This window comes from Amycolatopsis orientalis DSM 43388 (assembly GCF_000411975.1).
In the GTDB taxonomy this organism is placed as follows: domain Bacteria; phylum Actinomycetota; class Actinomycetes; order Mycobacteriales; family Pseudonocardiaceae; genus Amycolatopsis; species Amycolatopsis orientalis_D.
The window spans coordinates 1-523 of the sequence record NZ_ASXG01000164.1 but is presented as its reverse complement, the minus strand read 5'-3'; the positions used below and the strand labels follow the sequence as shown (position 1 = coordinate 523).

The 523-nt window shown below is 66.5% G+C and carries 1 protein-coding gene; it reads left to right on the top strand.

The features are described from left to right. Nucleotides 1-521, top strand: a 521-nt coding sequence (locus L942_RS33850) for a superoxide dismutase (protein WP_037368104.1), incomplete at its 5' end; no start/stop codon positions are given. Between the last annotated feature and the right edge of the window lie 2 nt (nt 522-523).

Here is a 523-nt window from a genome sequence, read left to right as displayed (position 1 = left end):
CCTACGTCAAGGGCGCGAACGACACGCTGGACAAGCTCGCCGCCGCGCGCGAGGCGGGAGACTTCGGGTCGATCGTGGGCCTGGAGACGACGCTGGCGTTCAACCTGGCCGGGCACGCCAACCACGTCGTGTGGTGGAAGATCCTGTCGCCGGAGGGCGGGGACAAGCCGACCGGCGAGCTGGCCGCGGCGATCGACGAGGCGTTCGGCTCGTTCGACAAGTTCAAGGCCCAGTTCACCGCCGTGTCGACCACGATCCAGGGCAACGGGTGGGGCGCGCTGTCGTGGGACCCGATCGGCAAGACGCTGATCACCCAGCAGCTGCGCGACCACCACAACAACCTGATCCTGCCGACCACGCCGATCCTGCTGGTCGACGTCTGGGAGCACGCGTTCTACCTGGACTACAAGAACGTCAAGCCGGACTACGTCAACGCCCTGTGGAACATCTTCAACTGGGCCGAGATCAGCAAGCGCTTCGACAACGCCGTCGCCGGCGGCAACGGCCTCCTGCTCAGCTGAGC